The following is a 26,899-nucleotide window of genomic DNA, read 5'->3' as shown; positions in this document are numbered from 1 at the left end:
GGCCGCGCCCCGTCCACGATCAGCCGGGAACTGCGCCGCAACGCCCACCCCGACAGCGGCGATTACCGCCCGCACGCGGCCCAACATCGAGCCGAAGCCCGCCGGCCACGGCCCAAGACCGGCAAGATCGCCGCCAACCCGGACCTGCGCCAGGCCATCCAGGACGGCCCGAACTCGCGGTGGAGCCCGGAGCAGATCGTGCGACGCTTGCACCGGGACTTCCCCGACCAGCCAGGGATGCACGTGACCCACGAGACGATCTACCAGGCCCTCTACGTCCAAGGCCGCGGCGAGCTCCGACGTGAACTGGCCGCCGCCCTGCGCACCGGCCGTGCGCTACGCCGCCCTCGCCGTCAGGCCCAGCAGCCCCGATGGTCATGATCAGCGAGCGTCCCGCCGAGGCCGCCGACCGGAACGTGCCCGGCCACTGGGAAGGCGATCTGATCATCGGCAAGGACAACAAGTCCGCGATCGGCACCCTGGTCGAGCGGGCCACCCGCTACGTGATGCTGGTGCACCTGCCGACCGGACGCACAGCCGATGTCGTCCGCGACGCCCTCATCGACACCATCAGCGCCCTGCCCGCGCACCTGCGCCGGTCGCTGACCTGGGACCAGGGCAGCGAGATGCACCTGCATCACCAGTTCAGCCTGGCCACCGACATGCCGGTCTACTTCTGCGACCCGCACTCACCCTGGCAGCGCGGCTCCAACGAGAACACCAACGGCCTGCTCCGCCAGTACTTCCCCAAAGGCACAGACCTGTCCGTCCACAGCCGCGAGCACCTGGACGCGGTCGCGGTCCAGCTCAACGGCCGTCCACGCAAAACGCTCGGCTGGGACACCCCAGCCGAGCGTTTGGCTAAGCTCCTGACCGACGCCAGCTAACCACCTGTGTTGCAACGACCCCTAGAAACCGCCCACCTGGGAGGGGGCCTTCGCGAGCGAGGTGTCAGGCGCCGGGCAGGCTGTCGCCCCGCACGGCCTGGATGTCGATCTCCACCCGCAACGTCGCGCCGATGGCCCCGATGCCGGCCCGCAGCACCTGGTTGTAGGTGATGGCGAAGTCGTCACGGTGCAGCTCGGTCACGGCGTGGAAGGCGGCACGGGTGCCGCCCCAGGCGTCGGGGCCGGTGCCGAGGTAGGTCAGATCCAGCTGCACGGGGCGGGTGACGCCGTTGAGGGTCAGCTCCCCGTCCAGCGCCCAGCGCTCCTCGCTGAGCTGGGCCAGCCCGGTGCTGCGGTAGGTGATCACCGGGTGCAGCTCGACGTTGAGGAAGTCCTTGGAGCGCAGGTGGTCGTCGCGCATCTTGCTGTTGGTGTCGACGCTGGCGGCCTGGATCACCGCGGAAACCGAGGATCGCTCGACCGGGTGGGCGACCTCGACGGTGCCGCCGAAGTCGTCGAACCGGCCGCGCACGCTGGACATGCCCAGGTGCCGCGCGACGACGGTGATCGACGAGTGCGCGGGGTCGATGGTCCACACGCCGGGCGGCGGCATGTCGACGCCGCCGACGCGGTCGAGGGTGATGGTGCCGAGCGGGGCGGAGCCGCTGGCGGTGACCATCGCGGTGCGGGCGACCGGCGAGTAGCCGGCGGCGGTGAGGATCGCGGTGTACGTGCCGGCGGGCAGCGCGTCGGTGCTGACCGCGCCGTCCTGGTCGGCCCCGCTGCGGGCGACCTGGTTGCCGGACAGGTCGGTGACGGTGAGCACCGCGTGCTGCACGGCCCAGCCGTCGCCGGTGCGCACCAGCGCGTTGACGCCTTGGCTCATGGCGAATCCCCTTTAGAAACTCAACTCGATGTCGTGCCGGCTCTGGTTGCCGCCACCGATCCGCAGGGCACTGGCCGCCGGCGGGTAGCCGGTGGCGATGATCGTGTAGTCGCCCTCGGGCACGTCCTCGAAGACATAGCTGCCGTCGGCCTCGGTGCTGGTGGCGGCGATGACCGTGCCGGCCGCGTCGACCAGCGTGACGCGGGCCTCGGCGGGGCGGCCGCTGTCGTTGGTGCGCACGACACCGCGCACGCGGGCGCCGCCGGCCAGCTCCACGTCCTGCGTGACGCGGCCGGTGGCGGGCACGGCCACGGTCATGGCGACCGGGCGCAGCGCGGGGGCGCTGACGGCGAGGGTGTAGCTGCCGGCCACCAGGTCGTCGAACGTGTAGGCGCCGTCGGCCCCCGTGACGCGGGAGGCGACGACCTCGCCGCGACCGTCGGCCAGCGTGACCGCGGCCGAGGGCACCGGGGCGCCGCCCGCGGAGTGCACGAGGCCGGACAATCCGCTGGTGCCGGACAGCATCACGTCGACCCGCGCGCCGTTGGGTTCAACCATCACGGTGACGGCCTGCGGCTGGTGGCCGGGCGCCGTCACGATCAGCACGTGGCCGCCGCTGGCCGCCACGTTGAAGTGGTACGTGCCGTCGACCTCCGAGGAGGTCCGGCCGACCTGCCGCCCCGCCGAGTCGATCAGCGTGAGCGCGGCCCGGCCGATCAGCGCGCCGTCCGCGCCGACCACCCTGCCGCGAATGAGCGAGGAGTCCATCAGTGCCGCTCCTGTTCCGAGCCCGTCGCGAAATCCTCCAGCACCTCGAGCGCCCCGGCCAGCGCACGCACCTGATCGGCTGGCAGCCGGCTGATCCGCTCGGCGAGGTAGCCGGTGCGGACGCCGCGCATCCGCTCCAGCAGGCCCTCCCCCTCCGGGCTCAGCGCGACGTTGCTGACCCGCAGGTCCTTGGTGCTGCACGTCCTGGTCAGCAACCGGTGCTCGACCAGCCAGTCCACCAGCCGCGACATGGTGGCGGCGCTGATGCCGACCCGGTCGGCCAGGTCGCTGATGCGCAGCGGCCCGTGCTCGGCCACGGCGGCCAGGGTGACCAGCCGGGTCGGCGTCAGCTCGTCGCTGGCGGCGTGGGTCTTCATCCGGTGCGAGATGGCGCTGATGGCCAACTGCAACCGGCCGGCGAGGTCGTCGTCACGCACTACGTTGGGCGCCACGACGTCACCTCCCGAAGACCACGTCTGCAGTGGACAGTTCACCCGCACGGGCGCTGACCCGCACGGCGACCGGCTCGTACACGCTGGTCACCACCGTGTAGTCGCCGCTGGGCAGCCCGGTCAGCCGGTAGCTGCCGTCCGTCCCGGTCACGGCGCTGGCCACGACCCGGCCGTCGCCGTCGACCGCGGTCACGGTCGCGCCGGCCACCGCCGGGCCGTCGGGCGCGGTGACCACGCCGTGCACCACGGCCTGCACCGGCAGGTTCAAGTCCACAGTAGACGGACGCGTGGCCGAGACGCCCACCGGCTCGGCGGTCGGCTCGTAGCCGGACGCGCTGGCGGTCAGCACGGCGTCGCCGTCGGGCAGGCCCTCGATCCGGTACCGGCCGGCCTCGTCCGCCGCGACCTGGGCCAGGATCTGGCCGTCGACGTCGCTGGCCACGATCGCGGCCAGCGGCACCGGAATGCCGTCGGAGCGGACCGTGCCGGCGATCAGGCCGCCGCCGGCCAGCTCGAAGTCCTGCGCGCCGACCGTGTCGGTGACGGTGAACGTGCCGGCGGCCGGGCGGTAGCCAGCGGCCGTGACGATCAGCGTGTACGTGCCCTTGCGCAGGTCGACCAGCTCGTAGCGGCCCTCGGTGTCGACCGGCACCCGGTCGACCTGCGAGCCGTCCAGACCGGTCACGGTGATCACCGCGCCGCCGATGCCCGAGCCGCTGAGGGTGTGCACCCGGCCGGCCAGCACCACCGTGCCGACCGGAATGACCAGGTCGACGTCGCTGAAGGCGCCTTCACCGGCGACCGCGGCCAGCTCCTGGCCCACCGGCTCCGGCAGGAGCGCCTTGTTGCGCTTGCCGACCAGCCAGGACGCCACGGCCGCGACCACACAGGCCGCCACCGCGAACCAGAACACGACCTGAAGGCCCTGCTGGAACGGCCCGGAGATCAGGCTCGGGAAGAAGCTGCGGCCGGTCAGGAAGCTGGCCTTGTCGGCCGGCAACTGCTGGAGCACCGGGCCGAGCAGCTGCTGGATCGGGTTGTAGCCGAGGAACGCCGCGAACAACACGCCCACCGCGGGCAGCGAGGCCACCTGGTCGGCGGCGGCCTGCGGCACGCCGTTGGACACCAGGCCGTTGGCCAGCGTGCTGGGCAGGCTGGCCGACAGACCGGCGATGATCAGGCTGAAGAAGATGCCGATGGACAGTACCATCGCGGAGTTCTGGAAGGTGGCGGTCATGCCGGCCCCGACGCCGCGGGCGTTGGTGGGCAGGCTGTTCATCACGTCGGCCCGGTTGGGCGAGGAGAACAGGCCCATGCCCAGGCCGTTGACCAGCAGGATGACCGCGAACACCCAGTAGTTGAAGTCGACCGGCAGCACGATCAGCGCCACGAAGCTGGCCGCTGTGATCAGCATGCCGCCGGTGGTGAAGGCGCGGGCGCCCAGACGGTCCGACAGCACGCCGGACAGCGGCGCGGAGACGAGGAAGCCGACGGTCAGCGGCAGCATGTAGATGCCGGCCCACAGCGGCGTCGACTCGAAGCTGTAGCCGTGCTGCGGCAGCCAGATGCCCTGCAGCCAGATGATCAGCACGAACTGGAGGCCACCGCGGCCGAGCGAGGCCAGCAGGTTGGCGACGTTGCCCGCGGTGAACGCCCTGATCTTGAACAGGCTCAGGTTGAACAGCGGGTTGGCGACCTTCGTCTCGATGACGCCGAAGGCGATCAGCACCAGCACGCCGCCGATCAGCGAGCCGTAGACCCACGGGTTGCCCCAGCCCATGCTGGAGTCGCCGTAGGGCTGGATGCCGTAGGTGATCGCGACCAGCACCACGATGAGGCCCACCGCGAAGGTGATGTTGCCCCACCAGTCCATCTTGGCCTTCTGGCGCAGGCCGTTGTCGTGCAGCTTGAGGTACGCCCAGATGGTGCCGAAGACGCCGAACGGGGCGGAGACGATGAAGACCAGGTGCCAGTCGACGGGGGCGAGCACACCGCCGAGGACCAGGCCGAGGAAGGAGCCGGCGATCGCGGCCACCGCGTTGAGGCCCAGGGCCGTGCCGCGCTGGTTGGCCGGGAAGGCGTCGGTGAGGATGGCGCTGGAGTTGGCCATCAGGAAGGCGCCGCCGATGCCCTGCACCACGCGCCAGCCGATCAGCCACAGGGCCGCGTTCGTGCCGTCGAACCAGGTGATGGACAGCAGGACGGAGGACACCGCGAAGATCGCGAAGCCCATGTTGTACATCTTGACCCGGCCGTACATGTCGCCGAGCCGGCCGAAGCTGACCACCAGCACCGCGGTGACGACGAGGAAGCCCATCATCATCCACAGCAGGTAGCTGGTGTTGTCGGGCGCGAGCGGGTTGATCCCGATGCCCTTGAAGATGTCCGGCAGTGCGATCAGCACGATGGACGAGTTGATGGTCGCCATCAGCATGCCCAACGTGGTGTTGGACAGCGCGATCCACTTGTAGCGCGGACCCAAGGCCGCCTGGATCGGCGCCTTGGCGTGCTGGGCCGTCGACAACGGGTCCTCCCCTCGTGCGGAACTTGCTTGACGTAGGCTAACCGAAATTGTTGCTTCGCACAACTATCAAGGGGCCTTGGTCATTCCGCACGAGGGGCTCATGTCGCCACGGTCACACGAAGTGCCGGAACTCCGGGTAGCGGTTCCAGCCGGGGTCGCCGGTCCTCGTGAAGTCGGCCACAGCCGTGCCGAAGTCGGTCTCGGCGGCCCTCGGGTCCATCATCGGGCTGCCCCGGAACGCCACGAACGTGCCGAACAGATACGGCAGCTCCACGCAGTGCGGGGCGCCCAGCGGGCCCGACCGGTCGAAGCGGTAGGCGAAACCGTCGGTGGCCTTGGCGATCTCGTGCACGCCCTGCTCGAAGATGTCGGGGCCCCCGCCGAAGGCCACCATCTCGTCCTTGGTGTGGCCGATCAGCACGTCGAGGCCGGAGAGATCAGCATCGGTCCAGGGCCTCGGGTAGCCGGCCCCGCCCAACACCGGCATCAGCGGCGGCGCGGCCATGCCCGGCTCGGCCAGCTTCGGCACCGTCGCCAGGATCTGCTCGGCGGTCGCCTTCTCCGGATCCTCGCCGAGAGCGTCGAGGAATCGGTCGGCGGTTTTCGCGGCCGTTGCCGGGTCGGTCGGCGGCAGTGCCCAGGGGCCGCTCTCCAACACGAGGCGGTGCACCAGATCCTTGGTCGCCGGGTCGATCGCCAGGTACAGCGCCGAGTACGCCCCGGCCGACTGGCCGCCGACGGTGACCTGGTCCGGGTCGCCGCCGAATGCTGCGATGTTGTCGCGCACCCAGCGCAGCACCGCCCCCTGGTCCTGCGGGCCGAGGTTGTCCGCGCCGATCTCCGGCTTGTAGAGGTAGCCGAGCGCGCCCAGGCGGTAGTTGGCCGTGACCACCACGATGTCGTTGTGCCCGGCCAGGTTCGTGCCGTCGTACCAGTCCCAACCACCCGAGCCGCTGGTGAAACCGCCGCCGTGGAACCAGACCAGGACGGCCTTTTTCGCGGTGGTGTCGGTCGTCCACACGTTGAGGTTGAGGCAGCCGTCCTCGGCCCAGTCCAGTTCGCGCTCACCCATCACCCACGACAGCCGGGACTGGAGCTGCGGGGCCTCGGGGCCCGGTTTCGTCGCATCCCGTGGCTCCGTCCAGGCCCGGGGCGGGGTCGGCGGCCGGAACCGCTCCGCCGTCGCGTAAGGGATGCCCCGGAAGGCCGTGACCTTTCCGTTCGTCGCGCCCCGGACCGGCCCCGTCGTCGTGTTCACGTCCATGCCACCGGTCTAGAGCTTTACGGTGTTCTTGGGTAGTTTTGTTCAGTATCTGAGACATGATTCGGCCCGTGGAGGTGATTGTGCGACAAATGCTGGACGAGACCGAGCGGCGGATCGTGGCCGTGCTGCTGGCCTCCCCGCGCGCCTCGTGGCGGGCCGTCGGCGCCGAGCTGGGGATCTCCGAGCGGACCGTGGTTCGGCGGGCGCTGCCGCTGTTCCAGGACGGCACCCTGCGCGCCACCGTCGTGCGCAACCCCATGCACTTCCCCGGGCTCATCCCCATGGCCCTGCGGATCCGCTGCCAGCCCAACCGCATCCGCGCCGTCGCCGCCGTGCTGGCCCGGCGGCCCGACACCATCGCCGTCGACATCATCGGCGGCGGCGACGAGATCTGCGCCCAGTTCATGCTGCACGGCGCCGAAGCCCGGAACCTGTTGCTGCTGCGGGATCTGCCGGCCACCGCCGCCGTCGAGTCCTGGACCTCGTACACGATGCTCCGGGTCTTCCCCACGGCTTTCCGGTGGACCGGCGAGCCCGGGAAGCCTCCCATCCCGGCCGGGTACCTGGTTCCGCCCACCCATCACGACGTCGACGAGGCCCTGATCGCCGGCCTGACCGCCGACGGCCGGGCCAGCTACACCGATCTGGCCGCCGGCGCCGGAACTTCCGCCGTCACCGCGCGGCGGCGGGTCGACGCCCTGGTTCGCGGTGCGAGCATGCGGCTGGCGATCGAGGTGGACCTGGCCCTGCTCGGTGTGCACGGGGAAGCCATGCTGTGGCTCAACGTCGCCCCCGGCGAGTTGAACGCCACCGGCGAGGCCCTGAGCCAGCACCCCGAGGTTCGCTTCGTCGCCGCGACCACCGGCCGGGCCAACCTCCTCGTCGCCGTCGCCGCCGCCGATCTCGCTGCCCTGTACGGGTTTCTGACCGGCGGCGGGGTCGACAGCAGCGTCGGCACCGAGGTGACCCCGCTCCTGACCACGATGAAGCGCGCCGGTCTGATCCGTTCATAGCTACCGCATGGTCGTCGGCGACTGAGCGGCCAGCGCCAAGGTCATCGGAACCGACAGGCCCGCGATGGGATGGGCCAGGGCGGCGGCGATCCACTCGACGGAAGGGCCGTCCTGCCAACGGAGTTCGTCGGACTCGACCCGCGGAGGCGAAGGGAACAAACAGATCCGGCGCAACAGGCAGCTCAGCAACGGATCGAGGGCCGACGGGAGGGTGGGGGCGGCGGAGGGCGCGAAGCCGTCCATCAACGACGCCCAACGGTCGGAGCCGGTGCCGGTGAGGACCACGGTGGCCGGCCCGAGCTCCAGGAACACGTGCATGCCGATGGGACGGGAAACCAGCGACGGCACCAGAAAGTACAGGGCTCGGACCAGTTCGGCGGCGACGTCGGGCATGAGGGACAGTCGGATCTGGTCGTGGCGGGGCTGCACCATCCAGAACACGGGGCGGGCGATGGTCGAGGCGGCGCAGAACACGGCCGCCTCCAACGACTGCTGGACGGGGTCGGCGGCGTCGGGCAGGACCAGGCGGCGCACGCGATCGGGCATGGGACCGGAGGCCTGGCCGAGGAGATGGGCCAGCTCCAACGGGGAAAGGTCGGCCAGCGCGCCGCCGACCTCGGGCTCGACGGCCCACTGGGGCTCGCCGGTGTAGGGACGGCGGAGGCGGGCGACGGAGGCGACCAACGGGGAATGACGGGGCATGGGAGGCGTCCTCGAGACGCGCCGCCCGGCGCGACGCGCCCACACACGGTGGGGAGGAGGACGCGGTGGGCTGAGCAGAAACCCTTCAACGAGGAGCGTCACCGAAGCCGGGGATGTGACGCCGCTCGGCACCCGCGTGTGCCTTGCCATGGACTGTACCGGGCGGCGGCAAGTCCGTCACCAGGGGTCACCCGGCTGCGCCGGCCTGGAAGGCCAGGATGGCCAACTGGGTCCGGTTGTCCAGGCCGAGCTTGGTCATGGCCCGGCTGACGTGGACCTTGACGGTGGCCTCGCTGACCTCCAGCCGGGTGGCGATCTCGGTGTTGCCGGCCCCGGTCGCCACGGCCAGCACGACCTCGCGCTCACGGTCGGTGAGAGTGTCCAAACGGGCCTGTGCCGCGGCCTGCTTCGCCACCACACCACCGGAATAGCGGACGGCCATGCGCTTCAGGACGGACGGGGCCAGCACCGCGTTGCCGGCGGCGACCATCTCGACGCCACGGATGAGGTCCCGCGGCGGGGTGTCCTTGAGCAGGAATCCGGCGGCGCCGGCGCCGAGGGCCTCGTAGACGTACTCGTCGAGGTCGAAGGTGGTGAGCAGCAGGATAGGCGGCGGCCCCGACAGCGCGTGCAGGCGGCGGGTGACCTCCAGACCGTCCACAGTGGGCATCCGGATGTCGGTGACCACGACGTCCGGACGCAGCTCCTGGACCAGCTCCACCGCGTCGACGCCGTCGTCGCGGTCGGCCACGACCTCCACGCGGCCGCTGCTCTCCAGAATCATCTTGATGCTGAGGCGGACCAGTTCCTCGTCCTCCAGCAACACGGCCTTGATCACCGGGGCTCCTTCGGAAACGTGGCGGCCACCTCGAAACCGCCGCCGGGCGCGGGCCCGGCGGCGAGGGTGCCGCCGGACAGCACCACCCGCTCCCGCATGCCGATCAGGCCGAAACCCGAGCGGGGCACGGGGGTGGCGCGAGGCAGGCCGACGGAGTTGGCCACGCGCACGTCCAGCTGACCGTCATGATCACGCAGGCTCACCGAGATCTCCGAGCCGGGGGCGTGCTTGCCGGCGTTGATCAGGGACTCGTGCAGCAGCCAGTACACGGCACGAGCGGTGGTGCCGGGCACTTCCGGCAGCTTGTCGGGCAGATCGGCCCGCACGTGCTGCCCGGCGGCGGTGGCCTCGGTGATCAGCTCGCACGCTGCGGCCAGGGTCGGCTGGGGATGCTTGGGCGCGGCGTCGCCGTCCTCGGCGTCTTCCCGCCGCAGCACGCCGAGCAGCTCCCGCAGCTCCTCCATGGCGGCGGCCCCGGTCTTGCGGATGCCCTCGGCGAACTCGGCCGTCTCCGTGTTGGACGACATGGTGTAGGCCCCGGCCTGCACGGTGATCTGGCTGACCCGGTGGGCCACGACGTCGTGCAGCTCGCGGGCGATCCGGGTGCGCTCGTCGGCGACGGCCTTCACGGCGAGCATGTCCCGTTCCAGCTCGGCCTGCCGGGTCCGGTCCCGCAGGCTGGCGACCAGCTGCCGGCGCTGCCCGACCCACAGCCCGAGCAGCAGCGGGAAACCGACCATGAGCAGCGGCACGACCAGCACCAACAGCACATCGGGGCCGTCGAACTGGTACGCGAACGACAGCTGCAAGCCGGGCCGCCACGGCAGCAGCAGCGCCACCGCCGACCAGGCCGAGATCAACCAGGTGGCACGGGTGGTGCCCCGCTTCACGGCCAGCGTGTAGACGGCGAACACGATCGGCACGAACGCCCCGTCGAACACCTGGACCAACGTGGCCAGAAGTGCGACTGTGCAAGGAAACCGGGTGCGCACGATCAGCACCGCGGAACCGACGACGGCCACCGCGATCGCCGCCGGGCCGTCCGGGAGCAGTCCGTACGAGCTGGTGTGCGCCTCGGAGACGGTAAGCCAGCCGACAAAAGCGGCCACCACGGCGTCGCGGAGCAGGGTCCCGTGCGGACCGTCCAACCAGGACACGAACTTCTTCACGTCGCAACCCTAGGCGTCGCGGCGGCGCAGCGTCACCCAGCTGGCGGCCAGGAACACCGCGGCCAGCACGAGCAGCGCCAGCGGCGACGACCAGTGACCGGTGGTGATGAGCCTGGCCGCCGAGGAGAACGGGATCAGCGACGGGTCGACCTTGCCCAGCGCCAGCAGCGTCTCGATGATGGTCGGAAAGGCGATCATGGCGACCAGCGCGACCGTGGCGTTGCGGGTGACGGCGGCGACGCCGAGTCCGAGCAGCGAGCTGAGCACGGCGAAGACGACGGTCCCGGCGAAGGCCTGCGCGATGGCGCCGCCGTCGGTGAACGCCGTGCCGCCGACGACCTCGGCCAGCAGCGTGACGGCGACCAGCGCCGCGCCGGAGACGGCGGCGAACAGCGCGATCACGACGGCCTTGGCGCCGAGGATGCGGGCCGGTGCGCGCAATGTCAACGTGGTGGTGACGATGGTGCGGTACCGGTACTCGTGGCCGAACGCGGCGACCCCGACAGCCATCGCGGGCAGCAGGGCCAGCACCAGGAAGAGGCCGAGGAAGGCGTTGTCGAACCGGGTCTGCACGGGCATGTCGTGGTGCGTGGCCCAGATGAGGGCGAACAGGAACTGGATCACCGGCCCGGTCGCGAACAGCACCCACGTGGAGCGCAGCGAGCGGAGTCGGACGAACTCGTAGCGGACAGCGTCGAGCATCGGGTCAGGCCCTCCCACGGAACTGCGCGGCGCCGGCGGTCGCGGTGAAGAACGCGTCCTCCAGGCTGCTGTGACGGACGGTCAGCTCACGGAGCACGATCCCGGCGCGCATCGCGATGGTGGCGATGGCGTCGGTGTCGTGCGTGGCGACGACGAGCGAGCCGTCCGGGTGCGGGATCACCCGGAAACCGGCCCGGACCAGCAGATCCGCCAGCAGGCCGGGGTCGGCCGGGCGGACCAGCACCTCGGGCCGGGAGTTGCGGGCGACGAACGAGTCCGTGGTCTCGGCGGCGACCAGCCGGCCCTGCCCGATCACCACCAGGGCGTCGGCCAGCACGGCCATCTCGTTGAGCAGGTGGGAGGACACGAACACCGTGCGGCCCTCGGCCGCGAGCGCCTTGAGCAGGTCACGCAGCCAGCGCACGCCCTCGGGGTCGAGGCCGTTGGCCGGCTCGTCCAGCATCAAGGCCTGCGGGTTGCCCAGCAGCGCGCCGGCCAGGCCGAGCCGCTGCGACATGCCTAGGCTGAAGCCCCCGGCGCGGCGATCGGCGACGTCCAGCAGGCCGACCCGCTCCAGCGCCTGGTCGACGCGGTCGGCGGGAATTCCGGCCCCGGCGGCGATCATGCGCAGGTGGGCGCGGGCGGTGCGGCCCGGGTGCACGGCCTTCGCGTCCAGCATGACGCCGACGGTCCGCGCCGGATGCGCCAGCTCGCCGTAGCCGCGGCCGTCGAACTCGGTGCGGCCGGCGCCGTGGTCCAGGCCCAGCATCAGCCGCATGGTGGTGGACTTGCCCGATCCGTTCGGGCCGAGGAACCCGGTCACCACGCCGGGTTGCACGGTGAACGACAGGTCGTCCACCGCTGTCACCGATCCATAGCGCTTGGTCAGTCCGCGCGCGACGATCATCCGCTCACAACCTCGCGGTCCGGCCGCGGCCCTGCTGGCCGCGGCTCCCGTGGCCACAAAGATCGCCCGTGCGGGCATGCCACGTCGTCACCACGAGGTCGAGTTCCGGGTACGACAAAAGATGTACGGGCCCCTGCGGCGGCCGCGTGGCTCGCGGCCGGGCCGCAGGGGCCGAGTGCCGCCGCCCACCGGCTGCTGCCGGCCCTCCGCGTACGGGCGACGGACGACTTCGTCCTGCTGGTCAGAAGTCGGTTCAGAAGTAGGTGATGTCCCAGTGGTTGCCCTCGTCGCAGTAGAGGTTGCCCGAGGCCGCCTTCCACTGCGGGTAGCCGTCGCCGCGCAGGCCGATGTAGGTGAAGCTGTTGTGCACGTAGTTGTCGATGCAGCTGTTGTGCGCGATGTCCACCTTGTAGCCGTTGTAGTGGCTGTAGGTGCCGGACGCGTGGCCGACCTCGGTGCCGCCGGTGATGTTGATGGCGCAGCCGCTGGCGTGCCGCAGCGTGATCACGCCGTTGACCGTGCTGGAGTTGATCTGGTCGAACGAGGTGCAGTGCGAGTTGCTGCGGGTGGTGCAGTTGCCGCTGGACGACCAGGTGATGCCGGCCGCCCGCAGCTCCGAGGCGGCCTGCGACTGGGACAGCTTGGTCACGGCCGGCGCCGCGCTTGCGACACCCGCGCCGGCGACAAGGGACCCGGCGATGGCCGCGGCGACCAGAACGGCTTTCATGTGCACACTCCTCCGGTACGAGCAGGGGCGCCCAGTGAACCCACCCCCCTTAAACAGCCGCTAAACGCCACCCCCGCGAGTCCCGCTCTCCAGCACATGAAAAACGACTTTCGGTGTGACGCTAGGCGGGACTCGCGGGGGTCACACGGCGGTGAGGAGGCGGAGGGTGCGGCGGGCTTCGGCCTGCCAGCCGGTGAAGCCCAAGCCCTTGAACAGCTTGATGGACTCCCGGACGGCGCGGCGGCCCTCGGCCGGACTGCCCGCGTGGTGGCGAAGCTGCCCCAGGCCCAGCAGGGCATACGCCCGGCCGCGGCGGTCGTCGATGCCCTCGAACACCGCGAGGCTGGCCCGTAGCAAGGCATCGGCCCGGTCGTCCTGGCCCCGACGGCGATGCCACTCCCCCAGCGACCGCAAGGCGTAGCCGCTGGCGTGCTCGTAACCGGACGCCTGGAACATCTCCAGGGCACGGGTCAACGGATCCTCGGCGTCGGACAGCTCCCCTAGGCTGCGCAACACATGCGCCTCCCAATGCCGGTCGGCCAGACGGACACTGGCGGCCAGCGCGGACTCCAGCAAGGCGCCGGCCCGGCCGTGTTCACCGTTGCGCCGCAGGACATCCGCCAGCTGTTTGCCGGCATAGGCCTCGCGGCGGCGGTCACGGAGGCCGCGGGCGAGGCGGAGGCTGTCCTCGAAACACCGGATGGCCTCGCCGGGACGGCCGCGGTCGGCGAGCAGTGCGCCGAGCTGGCGCAGGACATCGGCCTGCCCGGTCTGGTCGTCGACCTGGCGCAGCATGGTCAGGCCGTCGGCCAGGGCGACCTCGGCCCGTTCGATGTCGCCGCGTTCGACGTCGATGTCGGCACGGGCGGCGAGCGCTCGGCCGAGCCCGGACTGGTCGTCGAGCCCGGTGAAGATCCGGCACGCCATGTCGTAGTAGACGCGAGCCCGGTTGGCCCGCCCGTGCGCGTCCCAGTGCAGGTCGCCGAGCCGGCACAGGCTGACGGCCTGGGCCCGACGGTCGCCGGTGTGCCGGGCCGAGACCAGGCCGATGACCTCGATCCGTCGATCGCCGGGGCGAGCCGTGCAGACCTCAGCCAGCCGCCCGGCCAGCGCCCACCGGCCGAGGCGGTGGGCCAGCCGCGTCAGGCAGTGCAGCATGCCGGCTTCCGCGTCCCGCCAGCCCAGCGGATCCGCCTCGGCCCGGCGGACCACCGCCGGATCGGCCACCTTGTCGGCCGGGGCAACGGGAAAGCGCCCGATCGGCAGCTTGCGGTCGGCGCGGACGGAAACGTCCAAATAGGACCTAAGCAGACGGTCGAGCGCCTCGTCACCTGACGGTTCCTCGGCCAGCAGGCGCTCGTAGCCGAAGACCCGGATCAGTTCGTGCGGACGATAACGCAGCTGCCCCAGGCGATCCCGGCCGACGACGGCGACCAGCTGGGCCTCGACCAGGCCGGCGAGGGCGGCCGAGGCGTCGACGCCGAGCAGCGTGGTCATGGCCCACTCGGGCAGGTCCACGGAGTCGAACCAGCCCAACAGCCGCAACAGCTTGCGCTGCACCGGATCGCACGAGCGGTAGCCGATCTCGACGCCGGCCCGCACGTCCAGGTCGCCGACCTTGAGCTCGGCCAGCCGTCGGCGCTCGTCGGCGATCCGCTCAACTAATTCCCGCACCAGCAGATACTTCGTCGACGCCAGCTTGGCGCCGGCCACCCGCACGGCCAGCGGCAGATGCCCGCACAGCCGAACCAGCTCACGGGCCGATTCCTCCTCCGCCGCAACACGATCCGCGCCCGCAACGGCCGAGAGCAGCGCCAGCGCGTCGGACGGCGACAGCTCGCCCACCTCGGCGACGACGGCGCCCTCCAACCCGGAAAGGCGGCTTCTGGACGTCACGAGCACGGCGCAGCGAGCGCCACCGGGCAACAGCGGCCGGACCTGCGCCTCACAGGCGGCATCGTCCAGCACCACCAGAATCCGGCGATCGGCCGTCACACTGCGGAAAAGTTGCTGCCGTTCCAGCAGGCCGTACGGGACTTCACAGCCGAGCGAGGACAGGAACGAGCCCAGCACCTCGGCGGTCTCCACTCCACGCAGCTGGGCGAACAGTTGACCGTCCGGGAAGTCCGAACGCCGGTCATGGGCGATCCGCACCGCCAGCGCGGTCTTCCCGGCCCCCGACGGTCCACACAGGACGGTGAATGCGCCGTCACGCGGGATCTCATGGCGTCCAACGAAGTCCGGCACGGCCGGCGGCAGCTGAGCGGTTCTGACCACGGTCCGCGGCAGCTCCCACGCGGACGGGTCGGTCACCAGCCGGCGCAGCACCGGCCCGGGATCGGCATCGAGGAACGCGGCGACCCGGTCGACGACCTCGGCAGTCTCGGCCGACCGGCCGGCCTGGTGCAGCGCCACCATGAGCGAGCCGGCCAGCACCTCCTGCCCGGGATCCCGGGCCAGCAACACGGTCAACTCGGCGATCACGTCCTGACAGCGGCCGAGGGCGAGGTCGATCCGAACACGACTGTCCACAGTGGATAATCGAAGCTCCTCCAGCCACCGCGCATGCCCGTCGAGCACCGGCCCGCGCACGACGTCGCACAGCGCGTCCCCGCGCCACCGACCCAGCGCCGCGGCCAGCAGCTCCCGCGCCGGCCCCAGCCGACCGGCGCCCATCAGCTCGCGGCCGCGCCGGGCCTCGGCGACGAACTCGGACTGGTCGAACTCGGCCGAAGGCGCGAAAGAACCGTCAAACGTCAACAAGTAGCCCGACGGCCCGGTGCGGATCGCGTTGGCCGGCAACACCTTGCGCAGCTTGGACACCGCGACCTGGACGATGACCCTGGCGCTGCGCGGAGTCTGCGACGGCCACAGCTCGTCGACGATCGTGCTCAGCGACACCCAGCTGCCGGCGTTGGCCAGCAGCAGGGCCAACACGGTGCGCTGCTGCGGCGTGGTGGGCGTGACCGCCTCCCCGGTACGGGTGACCTCCAGCGGGCCGAGGATCCCGTACCGCATGCCGCACCTGCCTTACTGTGTGGCGCTGACCTGGGGCGGAGCTGTCAACCGGGCCAACAGTACCTGTTCGATGACCGTGACCAGGACGTCTTTGACAGATTCGCGGTCGCGGGCGTCGCAGGCGACCAGCGGGATGGCCTCGTCGACGCCCAGGGCCTCGCGCACCTCGTCCAGGTCGAACGACTGCTGCCCCGGGAAGTGGTTGACGGCCACGACGAACGGCGTGTCCCGGCGCTCGAAGTAGTCCAGCACCGGGTAGCAGTCCTCGATGCGGCCGGTGTCGACCAGGATGACCGCGCCCAGCGCGCCCTCGACCAGGTCGTCCCACAGGAACACGAACCGGTCCTGGCCGGGCGTGCCGAACAGGTACAGGATCAGCGAGGAGTCCAGCGTGACGCGGCCGAAGTCCAGCGCGACGGTGGTGGTGTGCTTGTCGCTGAGGTTGCCCGGGTCGTCCACGCCGACCGACCGCTCGGTCATGGCCGCCTCGGTGACCAGCGGCTCGATCTCCGAGATGGCCCCGATCAGGGTGGTCTTGCCGACACCGAAGCCGCCACTGATGACGATCTTCACCGACGTCGGCCCGTGTTCAGAGCGCCCGGACAAGGTCCCTGATCCTCTCGATGGTCGCGACGGTCAGCTCCGTCGGCTGGTGCACGGTCACGTGCCCGGCGGCCATCAGGTCGCCGACCACGACCTTGGCCACGCCGAGCGGCACGTGCAGGTGCGCGGCGACCTCGGCCACCGACATGGGGTGCTGGCACAGCCGCACCACCGTCAGCAACTCGAAGCGCAGCGGCGCGGTCAACGCGGCCCGGTCGGCCACGACCAGCGTCTCGATCCGCAGGTCGTCGCGCAGCGGCATGGTGCGCCCGCCGGTGACGATGAAGGGCCGCACGAACGACTCGGCCGGTTCGGACGCGGGCTCGTGCGGGGACGGCACGGGCGTGTTCGGCGCGAACCAGGTCGGCGCGGGCTCGACCCGGATCATCCGCGGGTCCGGCAGGCGCGGCTGGTCGCTCATCGCCGCAGCGTCTCTCTCAACTCGGAGATCAGCGCCGGGGTGAGCAGCGCGCCGGCCCGGTCGGCCAGCACGGCGATCTCGTAGCCGACCAGGCCGATGTCGCAGTTGCTGTCGGCGATCACGCCCACGCAGCTGCCGCCCTCGATGGCCGAGACCAGCAGGAAACCCCGCTTCATCTCGATCATGATCAGCTTGAGGCCCTCGAAGTCGTAGTTGCGGGCCGCGCTCTTGGCCAGGCTGGACAGCCCGGACACCAGGGCGGCCAGGCGGTCCGCGGCCGTGCGGTCGAGGCCCTCGGACATGGCGATCAGCAGACCGTCCGACGACACCGCCACCGCGTCGCGGACACCATCCGTGCCACGGACGAAGTTGGCCAGCAGCCAGTTGAAGGTGTGCGGGTCGGCGTGCTGCACCTCGGCGGTCACCGGGGCTCCTCCTCGGGAACGGTGTTGACTCGTGCGGGCAACGGTCCGCGCTCGCCGCGCTGATGGCCCGACCGGAAGCTGGACAGCATCGAGCGGACCTCCTCGGGCGACCGTGAGCTCCGTGTCGCCGGCGTTTGCTCCACCGCGGTGGGCGGGCGACTGGGGGCGGCGGGCTCCTCCGGCCGGTTCCGGTTTCGTTTGACCAAGCCGTTCTTGGTGCGCTGCACCATCGCCGGGGCCGCAGGCACCGGCGTCGGTGTTCCGGACAGGCGCTCCTGCCGGCTGCGCACCGGAACCGACGGTTGCTGAGCGGACTGGACGGGCGCCGGCGGCCGCGGTTGTCGCTGCGGCGGTTGCACCTTCTCCGAGCGCATCGGCGGAATCTGGCCCACACCGGTCGAGGCCACTGGTGGGGCCTCCGGCTCGGCGCTGGGCCACTTGATCTCGGCCTGCTTGGGCGTGTCCGGCCTGGTCTCGGCCAGGATGTCCGTCGGCAGCAGCATCCGGGCCACGATGCCGCTGACCGGCGACACCGTCAGCTCCACCTCGATGCCCAGCCGCTGCGCGAGCCGGCCGACCACGTAGTGGCCGAGGAAGCGGGTGGGCGCGACGATGAAGTCCTCCTCGCCGCGCAGCCGGGCGTTGGCCTTGGCCAGCTGGTCCTTGGCCATGCCGACGCCGTGGTCGACCACCGCCAGCATGTAGCCGCCGGCCACGCGCCGCCCGTAGATCTCGACCTCGAGGTCGGGCGGCGAGAAGGCCAGGCCGTTCTCGATCAGCTCGGCCAGCAGGTGGGCCAGCTCGCTGACCACCGCCCCGGTGATCAGCGCCTCGTCCACGCGGCGCAGCACCACCCGGCGGTAGTCCTCCACCTCGGACAAGCCGGCGCGGATGACGTCGGACAGGGGCAGCGGCTCGGCCCAGCGCCGCGGGCTGGTCTCGCCGACCAGCACCAGCAGGCTCTCGGCGTTGCGCCGCATGCGGGTGGCCAGGTGGTCCAGCTCGAACAGGTTGGCCAGCGCGGACGGGTCCAACTCCTCCTGCTCGAACTCGCTGATGAAGTTCAGCTGGCGGCGCACCAGGTTCTGGTTGCGCCGGCCCAGGTTGGCCAGCGACTCGGTGGTGTTGCGGCGGACCAGCGCCTGCTCGGAGGCCAGTTCGAAGGCTGTGGTCTGGACCCGGTCCAGCGCCTGCGCGACGGAGGCGATCTCGGCGCCGGCCTTGGGCGGGGTGCGCACGGGCTGCGGCGGCTCCACCTCGACCTCGCCAGGCTGGTGCCAGGCGGCGATGGCGGCCGGCAGCCGTCGTCCGGCCACGTCGTCGGCCTCGGATGCCAGCGCGGCCAGCGGGCGCACGATCGACCGGATGCTGCCGATCACCAGCACCACCTCGGCGGCCACCGCGAGCAGGGCCAGTCCGAGGAAGACGGCGAGCGTGGTGCTGGCCTGGCCCTGGAGGTCCTGGGCGCGGGCCGTGAGGTCGTTGCCGACGGCCTGCTGCACCTTGCGCTCGGCGTCGATGACCGAGGTCATCTGGTTCCACCAGGCGACCGGGTCGGTCCTGGTGTCGATGGGGCCACGGGTGGAGCCGATGGCGACGGTCTCCGAGGCCGCGGCCTTGGTCGCGTTGTCGCTGCGTAGGGCCTCGTCCAGGGCCGCCTGCTGCGGCTGGGTGGCGTGACGGGCGTAGTCGGTGAGGCCGGCCTGCTTGCTGGCGCGGATCTCGGTGAAGTGGACGTACTCGCCGGGGCCGAACTTGTCCGCGGCGAACACGCCGTTGAGGAATCCTCGCTCCTGGCCGGTGTACTCCTTGGCGTCGCCGAGGGCGTACAGGGCCTGGAGTCCGCGCCGCAGCTGCGGGTCCTGGGCCTGGTCCAGCCCGAGCTGCAAGCCGTTGAGCGCGGCGATGCCCGCGGTGTAGTACTGGAACGTGGCGTTGCGGTCGGCCCGGCCGGCGTCGACGTTCTCCCGGGTGGACGTCAGGCCGGACAAACGTGACAGTGCGTCACGTACCTGCGCGACACCGGGCGCGCTGTCATCGGTCAACGCCTGGTTCAGCGCGGTCTGCGCCTTGTCGGTGGCGGTGCGCTGGGTCAGCACCGTCGGCTGGAACCGGGTCTCGCCGCCGAGCATGCCGTTGGTCAGGCCGCGTTCGCGCTGCACTTCCTGGACGAAGTCCTGGACCTTCAGTGCCAGCGAGACCGAGCTCACGGTGTCGCCCGCGGCCAGGTAGCCGCCGACCTGGCCGGCGATGGTCACGCCGAGCAGCGCGAGCACCAGCACGAGTGAGAACACCAGAATGCGCGCCAGCCGGCCGCGAATGGTGCCCGGCCGGACCAGTTTCGCAAGCCCGCCGGGCTCGGGGCCGTCGACCTCACCGCCGGCCGGCCGGTGCCGTGCGCTCACCACGTGCTCCTGTCGTTGAAACGCGCATGCGGGAGCGGAAAACGCCGCGAATGCGTCCACCAGCCCCAGTGCAGGGAAGGTTCCACATCCCGACAAGCATTGTCAATAGGACAAACGGGCTAGCCACATCACATAGTCACGAACCTAATGACAAATGGCCGCGCCATGATCTTCACGACTCGTACGTGAATGACAAATGAGCACGCCAAGGCCGATGCGGCGACTAAATCGGACACAGACAGAACGTGATCGAAAACCTTTACAGTCGAACCTCACAGGCCCTTTTACTCCACTGTGCGATCGTGATAGCTTGCGTCGGCCGGATTGGTGAGCCCGCAGCGCACAGCAACCAATCACCCACTGTGAGGACGCCGGAACAGGCCCTTTACGCCGGATTCACGGTGCTGCGCCCATGCCGTTGAGAGGCTCCGGGTCGCCGAAGCCTCGCGAACCCGTCGGAGGTACACATGCCTGTCGACGCCCGCGTCGAGGTCGACACCCACTGCCCGTACTGCGCGCTGCAGTGCGGCATGGTCGTCCGCGACGAGCGAGCCGAGGCAACCGTCGCGCCGCGCGAGTTCCCGACCAGTCGGGGCGGCCTGTGCCAGAAGGGCTGGACGGCGGCGAGCCTGCTCCGTGCGCCCGACCGGCTCACCACGCCGCTGCTGCGAGAAAGCCGGGACGCGCCGCTGCGGCCGGTCGGCTGGGCCGAGGCGCTCGACTACGTCGCCCTGCGCCTGCACGAACTGCGCGACCGGCTCGGCCCGGACGCGGTCGGTGTGTTCGGCGGCGGCGGGCTGACCAACGAGAAGGCCTATCTGCTCGGCAAGTTCGCCCGTGTCGCGCTGGGCACGTCGAAGATCGACTACAACGGCCGGTTCTGCATGTCCTCGGCCGCGGCCGCCGGCATCAAGGCGTTCGGCGTCGACCGGGGCCTGCCGTTCCCGGCGTCCGACCTGGCCGACGCCGACGCGATTCTGCTGGTGGGGGCCAATGTCGCCGAGACCATGCCGCCGTTCATGCGGCACATCCGTCCGGCCGCGGACCGGGGCGGCCTGATCGTCGTCGACCCACGCCGAACCGCAACAGCCGAGACCGCCGCCGTGCACCTCCAGCCCGCGCCCGGCACGGACCTCGCGCTGGCACTGGGCATGTTGCATGCGGCCGTGGCAGACGGACTGTTGGACCACCAGTACATCGCCGAGCGCACAACGGGTTTCGACGAAGTGTGGCGGATCGCCGCCGCCTGGTGGCCGGAGCGGGTGGAGCGGATCACCGGCGTGCCGGCGGCCGACCAGCGGGCTGCCGTGGCGCTGCTGGCCAAGGCGCGCAACGCATACGTGCTCACGGCACGCGGCACCGAGCAGCACGCGACCGGCGTGGCGACGGTGTCGGCGTGGATCAACCTCTGCCTGGCTCTGGGCCTGTGTGGGCGCCCCGGTTCCGGTTTCGGCTGTCTGACCGGGCAGGGCAACGGGCAGGGCGGCCGCGAGCACGGGCAGAAGGCGGATCAGCTGCCCGGCTACCGCAAGATCGACGACCCGGCGGCGCGGGCGCATGTCGCCGGGGTCTGGGGCGTATCGGCCGACGAGCTGCCCGGCCCGGGGCCGTCCGCGTACGAGCTGCTGGATTCGCTGGGCACGACCGACGGCCCGAAGGCGCTGCTGGTGTTCGGCAGCAACATCGTGGTCTCCGCGCCCCGTGCCGGCCACATCGCCGAGCGCCTGGAATCCCTGGAACTGCTGGTCACATCGGACTTCGTGCTGTCGGAAACCGCAGCCGTCGCCGATGTCGTCCTCCCCGTCACGCAATGGGCCGAGGAAGACGGCACGATGACCAACCTGGAGGGCCGGATCCTGCTGCGCGGCAAGGCAGTCACGCCGCCGATCGGCGTGCGGACCGACCTTGACGTCCTGCACGGCCTGGCCACGCGGCTCGGCCAGCCGGCGTACCGGTTTCCCACCGATGCCGAGACAGTGTTCGACGAGCTCGGCCGTGCCTCGGCCGGCGGCCCCGCCGACTACTCCGGCATCAGCTACGACCGGCTGCGGGACGGCGAGGCCCTGCACTGGCCGGTGCCGGCGGCCGACCATCCCGGCACACCAAGGCTTTTCCTGGACGGCTTCGCCCACCCGGGCGGCCTGGCCCGGTTCCAGGCCGTCGACCACACCGGCCCGGCCGAGCCGACGGACACGGAGTTTCCGTTGCACGCCACCACCGGGCGGGTGTTGCAGCACTACCAGTCCGGCGCGCAGACCCGTCGGGTGCCGGCGCTGATGGAGGCCAGTCCGGAGGCCTTCGTCGAGGTGCACCCCGACACCGCCCGCCGCTTCGGCGTCCACGATGGACAGTGGGCCGCCGTGGAATCCCGGCGTGGCGCCGTGCAGGCCCGGGTTCGCTGCGTGACGACCATCAGGCCGGACACCGTGTTCCTCCCGTTCCACTTCCCCGGCGCGCAGCGGGCCAACCTGCTCACCAACCCGGCGCTGGACCCGACCAGCCGAATGCCCGAGTTCAAGGTGTGCGCGGTGCGGTTGGGGGCGGCGTGAGGATCACGATCGTCGGGTACGGCATGGCCGGCGCCCGCCTGGCCGACAACCTGCGCGGCTCCGGCGCGGCGATCACCGTGATCGGCGCGGAGAAGCACCCGGCCTACAACCGGATCCTGCTGTCGAACGTCGTCGCCGGCGCCATGACCCCGGACGATGTGCTGCTGCACTCGCCGGACTGGGCCCAGGACAACGGGATCGACCTCAGGCTCGGCGTGGCCGCGTCGGCGATTCTTGTCACCGAGCACCGAGTCGTGCTGACCGACGGCTCCACTGTGGACTACGACGCGCTGGTGCTGGCCACCGGCAGCAGCCCGTGGGTGCCGCCGACCGACGGGCTACAGGTCGATGGCGTCCTCGCACCGGGCGTCGTCGCCTTTCGCGACCTCGACGACTGTCAGCAGATCGTCGGCATGGCCAAGGACTTCGGGCCGGTGGCCGTGCTGGGCGGCGGTCTGCTCGGCCTGGAAGCCGCCCGCGGCCTGGCCGGGCGCGGCTGCCCGGTGACCGTGGTGCACCCCGTCGGCCACCTCATGGAACGTCAGCTCGACCCGGCCGGCGGACACGTGCTGGCCCGGGTCCTCGGCACCAAGGGCATCGACTTCCGGCTCGGACGTTTCGCCACGAAGTACTTGCCGGGCAAGGGACTCCAGCTCGACGACGGCTCGATCGTCGCCGCCGGCACAGTGGTCGTCTCGGCCGGCGCACGGCCTTCGACGGCGCTGGCCGAGGCCGCCGGGATGGCCGTGGATCGCGGCGTGATCATCGATGACTGCCTGCGGACCAGCGCGTCCGACGTCTACGCGATCGGCGACTGCGCAACGCATCCCGGCACCGTAGGCGGCCTCGTGCAGCCGGCCTGGGAGCAGGCCGCCGTGCTGGCCAAGCGGCTCGCCGGCGAGGACGCCCGCTACACGGGCACGCCCGTGGTGACCCGACTCAAGACTCGCGACGTTGACCTGGCTTCCATGGGTGAAGTCCATGTGGAGACCCAGGATCTCGACGCGGAAGTGGTCCGGCTGGAGGATCCCAGCCGCGGCCGCTACACCAAGATCGTGCTGCGTGACGACCGGGTCACGGGCGCGATCGTGTTGGGGGCGCCCGATGTGGCCGCCGCCGTCACACAGCTGCACGACCGGAGCACACCCGCCCCCGCCGACCGGATGGCGCTGCTGTTGGGCCGCGCCATGCCCGCCGGCGAAGCCGTGGACCCCGCAACGTTGCCGGCGTCCACGCTGATCTGCCGCTGCAACACCGTGGACAAGGGCCGGCTGGTCGGCGCGTGGCACGCCGGCGCCCGGTCGTTCGACTCCCTGGTCAGCACCACCATGGCCGGCACGGGCTGCGGTGGCTGCCGGGACAGCGTGTGCGCGCTGTCCCGCTGGCTGGCCGAGCAGGACCCCCTCACCGAACCCGAGAAGTTGGGCTGCAACGCGACATGACGACAACAACCGAGGCACCTGTTCGCGGCGGACGCACCTGGATCCAGCAGTGGGACCCCGAGGACGCGGGGTTCTGGGCGGCGACCGGCCGCCGCATCGCCAACCGCAACCTCATCTTCTCCATCTTCTCCGAGCACCTGGGCTTCTCGCTCTGGTCGATCTGGAGCGTGGTGGTGCTGTCACTGCCCGCCGCCGGCTTCAAGTTCGGGGTGGACCAGCTGTTCTGGCTGACCGCGCTGCCCAACCTGGTCGGCGCCGCGCTGCGGCTGCCCTACACGTTCGCGGTGCCGCGCTTCGGCGGCCGCAACTGGGCGATCGTCAGCTCGCTGATGCTGCTGATCCCGTGCGCGCTGCTCACGGTGGCCGTCTCCTCGCACGCCAGCTTCGGCTTCTTCCTGTTCGCCGCGGCCACCGCCGGCTTCGGCGGCGGCAACTTCGCGTCGTCCATGACGAACATCTCGTTCTTCTATCCCGAGAGCCGCAAGGGTTTCGCCCTCGGCCTGAACGCGGCCGGCGGCAACCTCGGGGCCGCGCTGGTGCAGCTGGTCATCCCGCTGGTGATCGCGGCGGCCACCGGGTGGAGCCTGGCGGTGGCGGGCCTGTTCTACATGCCGTTCGTCATCGCGGCGGCCATCTGTTCCGCGCTGTACATGGACAATCTCGCCACCGCGCGGTCCGACTTCCCGGCGCAGATCGCGGCGGCCAAGCGGACCCAGACCTGGGTCATGTCCTTTCTGTACATCGGCACCTTCGGCTCGTTCATCGGCTTCTCGGCCGCCCTGCCGCTGCTGATCAAGACGCAGTTCCCCACCGTGCACGGGACGTGGTTCGCGTGGCTGGGTGCACTGGTCGGCTCGGTGGCACGGCCGGCCGGCGGCTGGCTGTCCGACCGGATCGGCGGCAGCCGGGTCACGCTGTGGAACTTCGTGCTGATGGGCGTGGCCGCCGCGTTCGTCGTGGTGGGCGAGCGATCCGGCAGCTTCGGACTGTTCTTCGGGGCGTTCCTGGTGCTGTTCGTGACGGCCGGCCTCGGCAACGGCTCCACGTACCGGATGATCCCGGCGATCTTCGTGGCCCAGGCCAAGCGGGAGGTCGCCGAAGGGGTCGACTCGGCCGAGGCCGTGCGCAAGGGCAAGCGGGAGGCCGCGGCGGCGATCGGCATCGTGTCGGCCATCGGCGCGTTCGGCGGCTTCTTCGTCACGCGGATCATCGCCAGCTCGGTGGCCGCGACCAAGGCCGCCGACAACGCCTTCTACGGCTTCATCGCGTTCTACGTGCTGTGCTTCGCCATCACCTGGTGGTTCTACCTGCGGCGCAGCTTCGCCGTGGCCAAGGTGCCCAGCCTGGCCCTGTCGAACGTGTAGCCGGCTCACACACAGTTCCCAGCTAACGACCCTTCGCTCACAGGCTGCACTCAGTCCCGCCCGGTTGACTGAGTGCAGCCTGAACTTTGTCCTGAGCGGAGAGGACCTCCAGCATGGCGACCGTTCTCGCAGCCACGGCTGCCCCGCCGCGCCGGCCCCTGTTGCGGATCGGCGTCGTGGCCGTGGTGGTGATCGCCGCGGCCGCGCTGCGGATGGCGTTCCTGGACTACCAGACCGGGGACGCGCGGATCTTCCTGTCCTGGTACCAGCACATCGCGTCCAACGGCGGTTTCGCGGCACTGAAGGACATCAGCTTCGCCAACTACAACGTCACCTACCTGTACCTGTTGGCGGCGTTGAGCTATCTGCCGGTGACGCCGCTGCTCGGGATCAAGATCCTCTCGGCGGCGTTCGACTTCGTGCTCGGGTACTTCGTGTACCGGCTGGTGGCGCTGCGCTATCCCGGCAAGTGGTGGCCGGTGCTGGCCGGGGCTCTGGTCTTGTTCCTGCCGACCGTGGTCGTGAACGCCTCGATGTGGGGGCAGGCCGACGCCATGTACGCCGCCTTCGCCGTCGGCGGCGTGTATTTCCTGCTACGCAAGCGTCCTTGGCTGGCGTGCGCCTTCATCGGCGTCGCCTTCGCGTTGAAGCTCCAGACGGTGTTCCTGTTCCCGTTGCTGCTTCTGTTGGTGTTGCTGCGGTTCATCCCGTGGAAGTCGCTGCTGGCGATTCCCCTGGTGTACCTGATGCTGGACATCCCGGCGCTGCTCATCGGCACCAGTCCTTCGCAGCTGGTCTCCGTGTACGTGGCGCAGACCGGGACCTTCGACCTGCTGACCCTCAACGCCCCCAACGTGTATCAGTACCTGGGCACCTCGGTGACATCCTCGGCGCTGCGGATCGCCGGCATCGCGCTGACCGGATTCCTGGTGCTGGCCCTGGTTGTGGCGGTGTGGTGGCGTCGGGTGGAGATGTCGTCCACGCGGATCATCCTGGCGGCCACGGTGTCCGTGCTGTTGGTGCCCTACTTCCTGCCGGCGATGCACGAGCGGTACTTCTTCCTCGCCGACGCGTTGACCGTCGTCGCGGCGTTCTACCTGCCGCGCAAGCTGTGGGCGCTGCCGGTGCTGGAGCAGTTCGCCTCGTTCTTCGCCTACCTGCCGTTCCTGCTGGGCAGCGGTGGTGGCGGCTTCGGGGGCGGGCGCGGTCAACGGCCGGGCGGCACGGGTTCCGGCAGCGGCGGTACAGGCGGCGCGGGCTCGGGCGGGACCGGCGGCTTTCCCGGCGGCAGCGGCTCGGGCTCAGGCGGCACGGGCTCGGGCGGGGCCGGCAGCTTTCCTGGCGGCAGTGGCTCGGGCTCAGGCGGCACGGGCGGTGGTTTCGGCGGTGGCTCGGGCGGTTTCGGCGGCGATGGCTTTGGCGGGCGGCCTCAGGGCGGCGGCAACCTCGGCGCCGGTGGGTTCGGGGGCGGCGGCTTCGGCGGCGGCTCCGTCAACCCCTCCCTCATCGACATGCGCATCCTGGCCACCGCCATGCTGGCGGCCCTGGTGCTCTCCGTCTGGGTCGCGGTCCGGGAGTTCCGCCGTCCCATCCTTCCCGGTTAGATGCGCTTGTGATCATATGCCGGCCGGGTAATACTGGCCGGCATGAGCGAGCCGGCACCGTGACCGTCGTCGACGGCGCGACCACGCCCGACGCCAAGCGGCTGACCGGCCGCATCCTCGTCTGGGACCCGCCGCACGTGCTGGAACACGAGTGGCCCGGCCTGGTGAAACTCCAAAACCGCGAGTCCCGCTCTCGGGCAGCCATGAAACCGGTTCATGGCGTTCCGAG

At 70.9% G+C, this 26,899-nt stretch carries 21 protein-coding genes and 2 pseudogenes; 6 read left to right on the top strand and 17 right to left on the bottom strand.

What is annotated here, in order from left to right; translation table 11 throughout:
* Positions 1-887: pseudogene (locus tag AB0M73_RS45690) on the top strand (IS30 family transposase); the annotation flags it as partial.
* A 64-nt stretch (positions 888-951) separates the two neighbouring features.
* Here the strand turns inward: AB0M73_RS45690 and AB0M73_RS45685 are convergent.
* The 6 genes and pseudogenes from AB0M73_RS45685 to AB0M73_RS45660 all read right to left on the bottom strand — a co-directional run bounded on the left by AB0M73_RS45685 (position 952) and on the right by AB0M73_RS45660 (position 6,781).
* Entirely contained in the window at positions 952-1,773 is an 822-nt protein-coding gene (locus AB0M73_RS45685) for a YceI family protein (protein WP_363905808.1), read from the bottom strand.
* Between the two features lie 12 nt (positions 1,774-1,785).
* On the bottom strand, positions 1,786-2,541 hold the full coding sequence (locus AB0M73_RS45680) for a carboxypeptidase-like regulatory domain-containing protein (protein ID WP_363905806.1): 756 nt from the start codon (positions 2,539-2,541) through the stop codon (positions 1,786-1,788).
* The gene (locus AB0M73_RS45675; protein WP_157494567.1) at positions 2,541-2,993 is read right to left on the bottom strand and encodes a MarR family transcriptional regulator; all 453 of its coding nucleotides are present in this window, start codon (positions 2,991-2,993) and stop codon (positions 2,541-2,543) included. The genes AB0M73_RS45680 and AB0M73_RS45675 overlap by 1 nt, the downstream gene beginning before the upstream one ends.
* Positions 2,994-2,997: 4 nt before the next feature.
* Positions 2,998-3,723: a carboxypeptidase regulatory-like domain-containing protein gene (locus AB0M73_RS45670; RefSeq protein ID WP_363905812.1), complete on the bottom strand. Its 726-nt coding sequence runs from the start codon at positions 3,721-3,723 to the stop codon at positions 2,998-3,000.
* Between the two features lie 60 nt (positions 3,724-3,783).
* Positions 3,784-5,427, bottom strand: a pseudogene (locus tag AB0M73_RS45665) (MFS transporter); the annotation flags it as partial.
* Positions 5,428-5,629: 202 nt separating this feature from the next.
* Complete coding sequence (locus AB0M73_RS45660; protein ID WP_363905804.1) at positions 5,630-6,781, bottom strand: carboxylesterase family protein; 1,152 nt, start codon at positions 6,779-6,781, stop codon at positions 5,630-5,632.
* Positions 6,782-6,849: 68 nt separating this feature from the next.
* On the opposite strand from AB0M73_RS45660, the gene AB0M73_RS45655 reads away from it, so the two are divergent.
* Positions 6,850-7,794: an AsnC family transcriptional regulator gene (locus AB0M73_RS45655; RefSeq protein ID WP_363905802.1), complete on the top strand. Its 945-nt coding sequence runs from the start codon at positions 6,850-6,852 to the stop codon at positions 7,792-7,794.
* Here AB0M73_RS45655 and AB0M73_RS45650 read toward each other — a convergent pair whose 3' ends face one another.
* The 11 genes from AB0M73_RS45650 to AB0M73_RS45600 all read right to left on the bottom strand — a co-directional run bounded on the left by AB0M73_RS45650 (position 7,795) and on the right by AB0M73_RS45600 (position 19,711).
* Positions 7,795-8,496 carry a hypothetical protein gene (locus AB0M73_RS45650; RefSeq protein ID WP_363905800.1) on the bottom strand — a complete coding sequence of 234 codons (702 nt, stop codon included), beginning with the start codon at positions 8,494-8,496 and terminating at the stop codon, positions 7,795-7,797. It abuts the gene before it with no gap.
* 187 nt (positions 8,497-8,683) lie between these two features.
* The gene (locus AB0M73_RS45645; protein ID WP_363905798.1) at positions 8,684-9,334 is read right to left on the bottom strand and encodes a response regulator transcription factor; all 651 of its coding nucleotides are present in this window, start codon (positions 9,332-9,334) and stop codon (positions 8,684-8,686) included.
* Positions 9,331-10,503: a histidine kinase gene (locus AB0M73_RS45640; protein WP_363905796.1), complete on the bottom strand. Its 1,173-nt coding sequence runs from the start codon at positions 10,501-10,503 to the stop codon at positions 9,331-9,333. The genes AB0M73_RS45645 and AB0M73_RS45640 overlap by 4 nt, the downstream gene beginning before the upstream one ends.
* Before the next feature lie 9 nt (positions 10,504-10,512).
* A complete protein-coding gene (locus AB0M73_RS45635; RefSeq protein WP_363905794.1) occupies positions 10,513-11,205 on the bottom strand; it encodes an ABC transporter permease in 693 nt (230 codons plus the stop codon).
* A gap of 4 nt (positions 11,206-11,209) precedes the next feature.
* The gene (locus AB0M73_RS45630) at positions 11,210-12,112 is read right to left on the bottom strand and encodes an ATP-binding cassette domain-containing protein (RefSeq protein ID WP_363905792.1); all 903 of its coding nucleotides are present in this window, start codon (positions 12,110-12,112) and stop codon (positions 11,210-11,212) included.
* 253 nt (positions 12,113-12,365) lie between these two features.
* Positions 12,366-12,839, bottom strand: coding sequence for a hypothetical protein (locus AB0M73_RS45625; protein ID WP_043717762.1), 474 nt, complete (start codon positions 12,837-12,839; stop codon positions 12,366-12,368).
* Positions 12,840-12,980: 141 nt separating this feature from the next.
* Entirely contained in the window at positions 12,981-15,857 is a 2,877-nt protein-coding gene (locus AB0M73_RS45620) for a BTAD domain-containing putative transcriptional regulator (protein ID WP_363905790.1), read from the bottom strand.
* Positions 15,858-15,869: 12 nt separating this feature from the next.
* Positions 15,870-16,430: an ATP/GTP-binding protein gene (locus tag AB0M73_RS45615; RefSeq protein WP_363905788.1), complete on the bottom strand. Its 561-nt coding sequence runs from the start codon at positions 16,428-16,430 to the stop codon at positions 15,870-15,872.
* A 16-nt stretch (positions 16,431-16,446) separates the two neighbouring features.
* Positions 16,447-16,881, bottom strand: coding sequence for a DUF742 domain-containing protein (locus AB0M73_RS45610; protein ID WP_363905786.1), 435 nt, complete (start codon positions 16,879-16,881; stop codon positions 16,447-16,449).
* On the bottom strand, positions 16,878-17,306 hold the full coding sequence (locus AB0M73_RS45605; RefSeq protein ID WP_363905784.1) for a roadblock/LC7 domain-containing protein: 429 nt from the start codon (positions 17,304-17,306) through the stop codon (positions 16,878-16,880). Before AB0M73_RS45605 ends, AB0M73_RS45610 begins: the two co-directional genes overlap by 4 nt.
* Entirely contained in the window at positions 17,303-19,711 is a 2,409-nt protein-coding gene (locus AB0M73_RS45600) for a nitrate- and nitrite sensing domain-containing protein (RefSeq protein ID WP_363905782.1), read from the bottom strand. Before AB0M73_RS45600 ends, AB0M73_RS45605 begins: the two co-directional genes overlap by 4 nt.
* 467 nt (positions 19,712-20,178) lie before the next feature.
* On the opposite strand from AB0M73_RS45600, the gene AB0M73_RS45595 reads away from it, so the two are divergent.
* The 4 genes from AB0M73_RS45595 to AB0M73_RS45580 all read left to right on the top strand — a co-directional run bounded on the left by AB0M73_RS45595 (position 20,179) and on the right by AB0M73_RS45580 (position 26,670).
* Positions 20,179-22,260, top strand: coding sequence for a molybdopterin oxidoreductase family protein (locus tag AB0M73_RS45595; RefSeq protein WP_363905780.1), 2,082 nt, complete (start codon positions 20,179-20,181; stop codon positions 22,258-22,260).
* Positions 22,261-22,262: 2 nt separating this feature from the next.
* On the top strand, positions 22,263-23,702 hold the full coding sequence (locus AB0M73_RS45590; RefSeq protein WP_363905810.1) for an FAD-dependent oxidoreductase: 1,440 nt from the start codon (positions 22,263-22,265) through the stop codon (positions 23,700-23,702).
* Complete coding sequence (locus AB0M73_RS45585; protein ID WP_363905778.1) at positions 23,699-25,066, top strand: MFS transporter; 1,368 nt, start codon at positions 23,699-23,701, stop codon at positions 25,064-25,066. The genes AB0M73_RS45590 and AB0M73_RS45585 overlap by 4 nt, the downstream gene beginning before the upstream one ends.
* Before the next feature lie 113 nt (positions 25,067-25,179).
* Positions 25,180-26,670, top strand: a complete 1,491-nt coding sequence (locus tag AB0M73_RS45580) for a hypothetical protein (RefSeq protein WP_363905776.1) — start codon at positions 25,180-25,182, stop codon at positions 26,668-26,670.
* Positions 26,671-26,899: the final 229 nt, after the last annotated feature.

Origin of the sequence: Kutzneria sp. NPDC051319, from assembly GCF_040682195.1 — a bacterium.
Classification (GTDB): domain Bacteria; phylum Actinomycetota; class Actinomycetes; order Mycobacteriales; family Pseudonocardiaceae; genus Kutzneria.
The sequence above is the reverse complement of the archived record's forward strand: the minus strand, read 5'-3'. Positions and strand labels throughout refer to the sequence as shown.

Bases quoted from the DNA above. Each gene is read 5' to 3' on its own strand.
- AB0M73_RS45685 (WP_363905808.1), bottom strand. From the start codon at position 1,773: ATGAGCCAAGGCGTCAACGCGCTGGTGCGCACCGGCGACGGCTGGGCC.
- AB0M73_RS45680 (WP_363905806.1), bottom strand. From the start codon at position 2,541: ATGGACTCCTCGCTCATTCGCGGCAGGGTGGTCGGCGCGGACGGCGCG.
- AB0M73_RS45660 (WP_363905804.1), bottom strand. From the start codon at position 6,781: ATGGACGTGAACACGACGACGGGGCCGGTCCGGGGCGCGACGAACGGA.
- AB0M73_RS45650 (WP_363905800.1), bottom strand. From the start codon at position 8,496: ATGCCCCGTCATTCCCCGTTGGTCGCCTCCGTCGCCCGCCTCCGCCGT.
- AB0M73_RS45635 (WP_363905794.1), bottom strand. From the start codon at position 11,205: ATGCTCGACGCTGTCCGCTACGAGTTCGTCCGACTCCGCTCGCTGCGC.
- AB0M73_RS45630 (WP_363905792.1), bottom strand. From the start codon at position 12,112: ATGATCGTCGCGCGCGGACTGACCAAGCGCTATGGATCGGTGACAGCG.
- AB0M73_RS45625 (WP_043717762.1), bottom strand. From the start codon at position 12,839: ATGAAAGCCGTTCTGGTCGCCGCGGCCATCGCCGGGTCCCTTGTCGCC.
- AB0M73_RS45620 (WP_363905790.1), bottom strand. From the start codon at position 15,857: ATGCGGTACGGGATCCTCGGCCCGCTGGAGGTCACCCGTACCGGGGAG.
- AB0M73_RS45610 (WP_363905786.1), bottom strand. From the start codon at position 16,881: ATGAGCGACCAGCCGCGCCTGCCGGACCCGCGGATGATCCGGGTCGAG.
- AB0M73_RS45595 (WP_363905780.1), top strand. From the start codon at position 20,179: ATGCCTGTCGACGCCCGCGTCGAGGTCGACACCCACTGCCCGTACTGC.
- AB0M73_RS45585 (WP_363905778.1), top strand. From the start codon at position 23,699: ATGACGACAACAACCGAGGCACCTGTTCGCGGCGGACGCACCTGGATC.
- AB0M73_RS45580 (WP_363905776.1), top strand. From the start codon at position 25,180: ATGGCGACCGTTCTCGCAGCCACGGCTGCCCCGCCGCGCCGGCCCCTG.